An 8,958-nucleotide genomic window follows, 5' to 3' on the forward strand; every position below is an offset into this window, starting at 1 on the left:
GTTATTTTATCGGAACCTGACCAATCTTTCGTGTCATGCAAAGTCTAAAGTCGAGGATTAAACGTTCCCATCTGGTCCAGGCTGGCCTGATAGGCACTTCCGTACCATCTGGCCAAACCCATCGCTGCCGGTACTCAGCTCAATAGAGCCTTGGCCAACCGTAAGTGCCATCCCGTTTTGCAATTCACCGGACTGAAGCTGGTTGATTTTCACCGGCCCGTTCACCGCCAGATAGCCGTTAAAGATCAGCACATACTCCGGCTCTGCTTCGGTGCCGATATTGCGCACCGAAAACGGCTGTTCTGAAAGCTCCGGGCTTTCCAGCATCAGCACCAAAAATGCCGTTGGTGGACAGGCCGGTGGCAGCGGTGGGTGCATCCGGCGCTGTTACTCCACCATCCCCATCACCATCAATCGGAACCGTGATTTCCGGCTGAACCGGCTTCAGGGTATTGGTAATGGAACCCACGGCAGAGGCAGGCAAACTTAACCGCTGTCCTATTTCTTCGGCCAGGCCCAGCTCTGCCAGTTCACTGTGCAACACCGCTTTGTCTCCGGCATTGCCGCTGCGACCGGCCAGGCGGTTCAGGAACTCACGCACGTAGCGGTCTACCGTTGCGGGCAGTGCGGGAAATTTGGGCATGGGTATCCTAAAATTGTGGACAGTGAATAAAAGGATGCAGGCAATGCAAAACAGCAAAAACAATCTGTATGTCACCGACTACTATCAGTGGACACAGCAACAGGCGGAACTGATCCGGCAACGGCGCTTTGATCAACTTGACCTGAATAATCTGGCAGAGGAAGTGGCCAATATGGGCAAAAGTGAACCCCGGTCACTCACCTCGGAACTGAAAACCATTCTGCTGCATTTGCTGAAGTACGATTATCAAACCCGAAAGGTTAATCCTGGCTTGCCAGCACCCTATGATTGTCGGGACTGGCTGGACTCCATTGGCCGGGCAAGGGACGATGCCAAAGATATTCTGACAGATACCCCATCGCTAAAACGCCAGCAGGACAAACTCACCGCAACCGCCTATAAAAGGGCAAAAATACTGGCAGTCAAAGAAATGAACCGCTATCTCCTGCCACAACAACAGTTGACCTGCCGTAGCTTTCCCATGGAATGCCCGTGGTCTTTTGAGCAAATCATTGATGAGGACTGGCTGCCCTAAAGCTCCGCCATCGAACTGGCAACAATCACAGCAGTCATGGTATCGGTACCTGCCAACTCAAACTGCCAGCGACTGCCTCGGCCTGCAGGGAGTCGGAAGCCACGGTCAGAAGTGACCGGCAGTTCCAGAATTTGCCCATCAAACATCTGCCGGGCAAAGGATTCCAGTTCGTCCTTGCTGCGGCATGTTTCCAGATCAAAGGCCATGTTTTAGCAAAAACGTCGTAAACCCTCGCCCGCATTGGGCGAGGGTTTACGACGTTTTTGCTAAGGGCTGTCGCGATTTTGCCGGTAATGATAGATACCTTCGATTCTTACCGTATTACCAATGGTGTAGTGAATGATGTATCTGGAAGAGACTGCGGTTAATTTATAGATATTGTTTTTAATCTGCCGGCCCATTTTCGGAAACCGTTCCAGACTGGCAATTGTATCCACAATCTCAACCACAACATCCTCAGACGCGATTCCCTCAACATGATTGTCTATAAACTCGCAGTGCTCTTCCAGCTGTTCAAGCGCGGCTGAACTCCATTCAATCAAGACAGCCTACCCCTTTCCTTCAGCCTCCTGACCACTTCATCATGGGGAATGGTCTCCATCTCACCGGCCTCAACCGCTGCGATAGTCGCTTCGGTTTTCTTCAGCTGCCAGTCACGGGCATCAAGCATCTCCTGAACCGCCCGCCGGATCAGCCAGGACACATCCCTATCCTCTTGCCGGGCCAGCTGGCTTAACTGCTCCAGCTGTTTTTCCTCAAACCTTACTGGTTTCGCGATCATTGCCATGGTTGTCACTCCTTATAATTGTATAACGCCGTATTACACCGTAATACAATTATAGAGCGATCAACAGATAACGCAAATCAGATACCGCTTATACCAACAAGCCAGAATGAAAAGTCTCAAAATGAGACCTATAGTACCCATAATGAGACTGAATACTTTTTTCAGCTTCTTAATCTCTTCTTCAATCTCACGAACCTTACGGGCGATCTCTCCATCTTCATTCATAAACCGGCCGCTTTACAGAGGCACCCATCAGCAGTGCTTCCCGAATCAAATGGGGAAATTGATGCCATCCATTTAATGTGGCTCACAATGCTAAAGCGGGGGGCTTTACTGGTTAAGCAGCAGCCTTTCAATTGCTGCGGCCAAACCGCCGGTTACGTTTCTGAAAATCGGCAATGACGGCATTCAGATCCTGCGCGGTGAAATCCGGCCAGAGGGTGTCGCAGAAATAAAGCTCCGCATAGGCACACTGCCACAACAGAAAGTTACTGATCCGCTGCTCGCCACTGGTTCGGATCAGCAAATCTACCATCTTCAGACGGATATCGTATTCCGTCAGCTTCAGGGCTTCCTTCTTCAGCGCATTCAGTAACATTTGCATCAAACCGGTCACTTCCGCTTCCGGCCTTCGCCAGTTCTCGCTGGAAAAGGCAAAAAGGGTAAGGTACGGAATCCCGAGCTCCCGACACCGTTTGATCACCTCCCTGACCGTATTCAACGCAGCCCGAGCCCGGACAGGCTCGGTAACAACTTGTGCCGTACCCAGCGATTATTCCCATCCATGATAATGGCAATATGTTCGGGCGGTTTGGGTGTGAGATCAGAGATAGCCATAAGTAAAATTGTTGAAACCGATCAACATTGCGGGCGATTTTTCAGGTAGGAAAAAGAAGTGTAGCAAGAAACAAACGACGTAGGACTGAGGTAACAGGTTCAGTTAAGCAAGGAGTCGTATTGAGATAGCTTGCCGAAGCTGTTTTGCAAAGAAAAACGGGTTGGCCACGGAGACACAAAGACACGGAGAAAAGCTTTTATTTAAGTCTTTCTCTGTGCCTCCGTGTCTCCGTGGCAAAAAAAACAGGGTGGTTATTTCGTGACTTTTCCCAACAAACTAACGCTACCTCCGCAAGCAAAAGGCCTCAGCTAGTAGGACTAACCGAAGGAGGTCGGTCGCTGGAACCAGAGTTGGCAGGAGGCGGTGGTGGCGGGAGCTGGGCAGCAGGCGCTTCCGTCTGTTCTGCTTCCACGGTTTCTGCTTCAGTTTCTGTGGTTTCAGTCTGAACCAACTGCTGTTCAGCATCGGTTGCTGCCTGATTGATAGCAGCCTGCATCGCGGTATCACCTTCAGTAGCCGCCAGTGCTGCACTGGTGATAATTGCACTTTGGCCAGGTGCCTGGGCAATAGCGACAGAAACAATCTGCGCAGCCTGTTCAGGGAACGCTTTAATTGCGGCAGAAATTAATGAAGACAGCAGTTCAGGCTGACCTTGCAGTTTGACAGCCGCCGCAGAAATCACCGCTTCAATGGATTGGGTACCGCTCTGCATCGCTTTGGTCAACGCCTGATCAGCAGGCATGGTGACGAGATCCAGCGCCAGATCCGCCTGGGCGGTACCTGCGAGGGCCGCCATCGCCAGCGCAGTGGAGGCAAGTATGAGTCTTGGTTTCATCGTTGTTCCTTTAATGTGTTGCAGTAACCCCATTCTGAATGTCCGTTATCACTGACAGTCACCCGAAAATCAATAACAGCCAGCTTTTCAGAAGAGTGGTCGACTTATCTCTCTGCGCCTTTTTATACAGCAACTATTGTACTCATATATATAGGTAGAGACAGCGGTGGAAATTATATTGATCCATCGCCTACAATACAAACCCTAAAAAAAGTCAATTGGCGTCTATTAATTAATCCCTGCCACCCGTAGAATATGTTGGTTTTATGGGATCGATGTCACACTTTCCATATTCATCTTCCAGCCACGGTAACAAAATCCATGCCTGGTAAGCACAGCCAGTTTGAGGTAGAGAGTTAAAATGAGGGAGTTTAATCAGCTTGGCTTGGCCATCGTGCTGGCCGGTTATGGCATGAGCGCAGTGGCTGCAGTAGAGGACGCTGGCCACATCAACCTGGGCCCGGTAGAGATGACACCGATGGCCAGCGCCGGTATCGGCTATGACGATAATGTTTATCGTGAAGGCGAAGGTGATCTGGCGGATAAGGGATCCACAGTTTACAAGCTGAATGCCGAAGCTGAGTTCAAAGCCCAAACTGGCCTCAGCACCTACGCTGCAACTCTGGCAGCCCGAAATACCAGCTACTCCAGTCAGTCAGACGCGAACTTTACCGATGTTGGCGTTAAGGGTGATATCCATCAGGAATTTAACAGTCGTAACCGGTTAGATGCCAAATTTGACTTTGGCCGTTATCACGATGCCGGTTCTACCGTAAATGGTGATATTGATAAAGCTACCCCGGAATACGACAAAACCCAGGGCAGCCTGAAATATGGCTTTGGTTCTCTTGAGGCGCTAATGCGTGCTGACCTGTTTGGCAGCTACGACAAGAAAAACTACAATGCCGGTGGTCAGGACAGAAAAACCACTGAGTACGGTGCCACTGGCTACTACCAGTTTATGCCCAAAACCAGTGCCCTGGTGGAAATCAAGGAACGCAAGCTGGACTATACGCAACAGCAAAATGCAGCTTACGATATCACCAGTTACCTGGTGGGTCTGAACTGGGAAGCCACCGCCAAGAGCAACGGTTATGCCAAGCTGGGTCGACGTTACCGTGATGCCACCGGCACTGAACGCCAGGGTTATACTGGTTGGGAAGTGGGTGTAAGCTACCTGCCAGTGGATTACTCATTAATCCAGCTGAGCACTACCCGTGACTACGGCCTGGAATCAGACAACCCGGCTGAAGCAGACTTTACCCAAGGTATCACTACACGTCTTACCTGGCGGCACCAGTGGACTGGTAAAATCGTCACCCGGGCGAACTACAGCTATTCTGACGAAAAAATACAGGGCAGCACCGGTATCACCAAGAAAGACAGATCTGTAAACCAGCTGGGTCTGGCGGTAGACTGGAACATCAAACGCAACATCAAAGTCTCAGCCTCCTGGCAACACACCAACCGTGATGAAGCCGACAAAAACGGCTTTACCGATGCGGAAGACTATAAGAGAAACTACTACATGCTGACTGGCACGATTGCCCTTTAAGAGCGCTACCCGCTTCCCGCCTCCCGAAAAAGAACTGTTTGATGCTTTTACGGGCAGCGAAGCGGGCTGCGGAAAGCGTATAAAATAAAAGCAGGCTGGTGTAATATCCCGCCTGCTTTTCTCTTCAGAACTTCTTTTCACCCATCTCCTCAGTCAATCCCCAACCCTTTCAGGAGATTTCAGTCGGGTTTATACAATGATCTCTGAACGATACTTACTCAACCCTGCACGACGGCTGACGACTATAACCTGTCTACTGCTACTAATGGTCTTCAGCTCCACGCTGCTGGCCGCTGAACCCATGAGCCTGTCCCGCTATAAACTGGGCGCAGGGGATAAAATCATGATCTCCGTCTACGGAGAAGAGGGAATGGAAAAAGAATTGATCTTGACGGATGCGGGCAGTATCTCTTACCCCTTCCTGGGTGAGTTCCGCGCCAAGGGCCTCACTCTGGGCCAGCTGGAAAAGCTGATCACCGAAAAACTGAAAGACGGCTATTACATCGACCCAAGGGTCAGTGTCACCATGATGGAGTACCGCAAGTTCTTCGTCTCCGGCGAGGTCAAGGAGCCTGGCGGCTTTGCCTTTGAACCGGGCCTGACCCTGGAAAAAGCCGTAGCACTGGCGGGAGGTTTTACCCAGCGGGCCTCGAAAAAAGGAATCACCGTCACCCGAGAGGAAAACGGCAAAGCAGTAGAACGAACTCTGTCCTTAAACGACTCGGTTCTGCCTGGCGACATAATCATCGTCAGTGAAAGCTTCTTCTGATTTTTTATTGCCACGGAGACACGGAGTTTTTCTTTTATAAAGAATCTTTTCCTCCGTGGCGAAAATCTTTTACTCCCTGCCCCTCAAAAATTAAACAGCAATGAACACAGAAACCAGACAAGCGTCATCGCCACCCGCAGCCCCGGCCAAAACAAGGCTGCCCCAGGACGAAGAGATTATCGACCTTCGCCAGATCTTCCATGTGCTCAACAGCCATCGCTGGGCCATTATAGGTTTTACCGCAGCGGTCACCCTGGTGGCCATTCTTGTGGTGTTCTCCATGACACCCATCTACCAGGCCACCGCCACCCTGCAAATCGAACAGGAACAGGCCAAAGTGCTCTCCATTGAAGAGGTCTATGGCATTGATGGCGGAACCGACAGCTATCTCAACACCCAGTTTGAGGTGCTGAAATCCCGTGGCGTACTGGAAAAGGTAGTCAACAAACTTGATCTGCTGAACAATCCGGAATTCAATGGTCGCCTGAAAGAAGCCCCCTGGTATGAGGGTATGCTGGACTGGCGCAGTTGGTTTGGCCTGAAGGAGCCGGAAGCACTGGAAGATCCGGGCATGATCATGCGCGATACCATCAATATACTGGCGGACAGTGTCTCCATTGAGCCGGTGCGTAAAACCCAGATCGTAAAAATCCACGCCCAATCTGAAAAACCGCAACTGGCCGCAAAAATCGCCAACGCCATTGCCAATGCCTATATCGAATCCTATATGGAATCAAAACTTGCCCTGACCCTGAACGCCACAGACTGGATGCAGGGCCGGATGGGTGAACTCTCCGAAAAACTCAAAGTAGCGGAAGAAGAGCTACAGGATTACCGGGAACAGGAAAACCTGATCGAACTGGAAGGGGTACTGAATGCCTCCAGTGATGAACTGAAAGCCCTGACCAATGCCCTGGTGCAGGTACGCAGCAAGCTGGCAGTTTCTGAGAATATCTATAAACAGATCCGTTCCGGGGCGATGCGCAAGGGTGATAGCCAGTCCCTGCAAGCGGTACTTAAACATCCTTTAATCCAAAACCTGAAGCAGGAAGAGTCCAAAGTCGAGAGACTGGTTACGGATCTTACCCGGCGTTATGGCCCGAAACACCCGAAAATGATATCAGCAAAGTCTGAGCTGGAGAGCATTCAGCAAAATATGAATGTTCAGATCCGCAATATCGTCGAAGGGGTAGAGCGGGAATACGAAATCGATAAAGCCAATGAGCGCAGCCTCTCTGCCGCAGTGGAAGAGCTGAAGCAGCGTATCCAGGTAACCAACCGCAAAGAGTTCCGCCTGCGTGCTTTAGAACGGGAGGTTCAGACCAATAAAGACCTGTACGATGCCTTCTTCAAACGAATTCAGGAAACCTCGGCTACCAGCGACCTGCAAACCGCCAACGCCCGGATAGTGGATAAAGCCTTTACGCCGAAAATCCCGGTCAAACCCAAGAAAAAGCTGATTGTTGCAGTGGCCATGCTGATGGGCCTGCTGATCTCCTGCGGAATCGCCTTCCTGCTGGAGATGCTCAACAATACCATCCGCACCACCCGGGATGTGGAAGAAAAACTCAATCTGCCGGTACTTGGAGTATTACCCAAACTAACCGACAAAACCGTGCTGGACCGTGTGTTCAACCTGTTTCCCGATAAAAAGCAGGCTGCCTTTGGCGAAGCAGTACGCACCATCCGCACCAGTGTCAACCTGACCGCCATGGATCAGCAGCACCGGCTATTTACCGTTACCTCCACAGTTCCCGGTGAGGGCAAATCCTCCGTAGCCTCCAACCTGGCGCTCTCTCTGGGGCAACTGGGCAAAACTCTGCTGGTCGACTGTGACCTGCGCCGCCCGGTGGTGGGTAAAAACTTTAATATCAAAGGTGGCTCAGTGGGCCTGGCAAACTTATTGGCTGGTACGGCAAATGTCAGCGAGGCGGTTCACAAGCTGGAAGGCATTGATGCCATCCCCTGCGGTATGGTGCCACCCAATCCACAAGAGCTGCTCTCTACGGAACGGTTTGCCACCCTGCTGAAAAAACTGCGAGAGCATTACGACTACGTGGTGCTGGACTGCCCGCCGGTACAAAACGTCAGCGATGTGTTGATGGTATCCCGCCATTGTGACGGCTTAGTCTACGTGGTTGAAGCAGGCCGTATGCAGTCTAACTCGGTGAGCGCCGCCGTAGGGCGGCTGCTGCAAGCCCGGGCACCAGTGACCGGGGCAGTGTTGAACAAGATCAACCCGAAAGCCAGAGATACCTATGGCTATAACCAGGGGTATTACGACTCTACCGGTTATTATTCCGGAGCATCCTGAGGCCTCAGGCGCTACCCGCCGCCCGCTACCCGAAAAAGACGCAAGACTAATGCTTTTACGGGCAGCGGGAAGCGGGCGGCGGAAAGCGTTTTTATTCCAACTGGGCTAAACTGTTGCCAGCAATAAGAGAACGATAAAATGGAACAGATGGATTACCTGAAATATATAGAAACTGACCCGGAAAAACGATTTGGCAAACCCTGCATCCGGGGAACTTGATAACTCGCCAGATACAGACTTGTGGAAGACTCACGTCAGCAATGGAAAGTAGACCATAAACTGCAAGAGGGTCTTACGATAAATGCAAGGACAAAGGTGCAATTCACATGGTGAGTGCGTTTGCTACTGCAAACGAATTAGTTCTTGGCCAAATTAAAATTAATGATAAAAGTAACGAGATTACCGCCATACCTGAACTACTTGATCTTCTGGAAGTTCGCAGGTGCCTCGTAACCATAGACGCCATGGGGTGTCAGAGGGAGATTGCTAAAAAAATCGTGGATAAAGGCGCTGATTATTTGTTAGCGGTAAAAGGTAACCAGGGCAAGCATCATGAGGCATTTGAGAATCATTTTTCTATTGAAAAAGTGAATCAATGGAAAGGCGACACGTTCAGAACCGAAGAGAAAAAGTCATGGTAGAATGGAAACACGCCTTCACATTGTAAGTGATATCTTTGATG

The 8,958-nt window shown here is 50.7% G+C and carries 10 protein-coding genes and 2 pseudogenes; 5 read left to right on the forward strand and 7 right to left on the reverse strand.

Annotated features, from left to right (window positions below):
- Window positions 1–57: 57 nt before the first annotated feature.
- Together KDK15_RS16895 and KDK15_RS16900 are read right to left on the reverse strand one after the other, a co-directional pair.
- Complete coding sequence (locus KDK15_RS16895; RefSeq protein WP_257296562.1) at window positions 58–252, reverse strand: hypothetical protein; 195 nt, start codon at window positions 250–252, stop codon at window positions 58–60.
- Window positions 239–643, reverse strand: a complete 405-nt coding sequence (locus tag KDK15_RS16900) for a hypothetical protein (protein WP_257296563.1) — start codon at window positions 641–643, stop codon at window positions 239–241. Before KDK15_RS16900 ends, KDK15_RS16895 begins: the two co-directional genes overlap by 14 nt.
- A 43-nt stretch (window positions 644–686) precedes the next feature.
- On the opposite strand from KDK15_RS16900, the gene KDK15_RS16905 reads away from it, so the two are divergent.
- A complete protein-coding gene (locus tag KDK15_RS16905; protein ID WP_257296564.1) occupies window positions 687–1,178 on the forward strand; it encodes a DUF29 domain-containing protein in 492 nt (163 codons plus the stop codon).
- Here KDK15_RS16905 and KDK15_RS16910 read toward each other — a convergent pair.
- The 5 genes and pseudogenes from KDK15_RS16910 to KDK15_RS16930 all read right to left on the reverse strand — a co-directional run bounded on the left by KDK15_RS16910 (window position 1,175) and on the right by KDK15_RS16930 (window position 3,638).
- A complete protein-coding gene (locus KDK15_RS16910) occupies window positions 1,175–1,384 on the reverse strand; it encodes a hypothetical protein (RefSeq protein WP_257296565.1) in 210 nt (69 codons plus the stop codon). The genes KDK15_RS16905 and KDK15_RS16910 overlap by 4 nt on opposite strands.
- A gap of 60 nt (window positions 1,385–1,444) precedes the next feature.
- The gene (locus tag KDK15_RS16915; RefSeq protein ID WP_257296566.1) at window positions 1,445–1,720 is read right to left on the reverse strand and encodes a type II toxin-antitoxin system RelE/ParE family toxin; all 276 of its coding nucleotides are present in this window, start codon (window positions 1,718–1,720) and stop codon (window positions 1,445–1,447) included.
- The gene (locus KDK15_RS16920) at window positions 1,717–1,965 is read right to left on the reverse strand and encodes a CopG family ribbon-helix-helix protein (protein ID WP_257266787.1); all 249 of its coding nucleotides are present in this window, start codon (window positions 1,963–1,965) and stop codon (window positions 1,717–1,719) included. Before KDK15_RS16920 ends, KDK15_RS16915 begins: the two co-directional genes overlap by 4 nt.
- A 352-nt stretch (window positions 1,966–2,317) precedes the next feature.
- Window positions 2,318–2,802 (reverse strand): annotated as a pseudogene (locus KDK15_RS16925) (undecaprenyl diphosphate synthase family protein).
- Between the two features lie 305 nt (window positions 2,803–3,107).
- Window positions 3,108–3,638, reverse strand: coding sequence for a hypothetical protein (locus tag KDK15_RS16930; RefSeq protein WP_257296567.1), 531 nt, complete (start codon window positions 3,636–3,638; stop codon window positions 3,108–3,110).
- Window positions 3,639–3,999: 361 nt separating this feature from the next.
- On the opposite strand from KDK15_RS16930, the gene KDK15_RS16935 reads away from it, so the two are divergent.
- From KDK15_RS16935 to KDK15_RS16950, 4 genes and pseudogenes are all read left to right on the forward strand, one after another.
- Window positions 4,000–5,193, forward strand: coding sequence for a hypothetical protein (locus KDK15_RS16935; protein ID WP_257296568.1), 1,194 nt, complete (start codon window positions 4,000–4,002; stop codon window positions 5,191–5,193).
- Window positions 5,194–5,389: 196 nt separating this feature from the next.
- Entirely contained in the window at window positions 5,390–5,962 is a 573-nt protein-coding gene (locus KDK15_RS16940) for a polysaccharide biosynthesis/export family protein (RefSeq protein ID WP_257296569.1), read from the forward strand.
- A gap of 100 nt (window positions 5,963–6,062) precedes the next feature.
- Window positions 6,063–8,276, forward strand: a complete 2,214-nt coding sequence (locus tag KDK15_RS16945) for a polysaccharide biosynthesis tyrosine autokinase (RefSeq protein ID WP_257296570.1) — start codon at window positions 6,063–6,065, stop codon at window positions 8,274–8,276.
- Window positions 8,277–8,554: 278 nt separating this feature from the next.
- Window positions 8,555–8,958, forward strand: a pseudogene (locus KDK15_RS16950) (ISAs1 family transposase); the annotation flags it as partial.

The organism is Endozoicomonas sp. YOMI1, from assembly GCF_024606345.1.
Lineage (GTDB): Bacteria > Pseudomonadota > Gammaproteobacteria > Pseudomonadales > Endozoicomonadaceae > Endozoicomonas.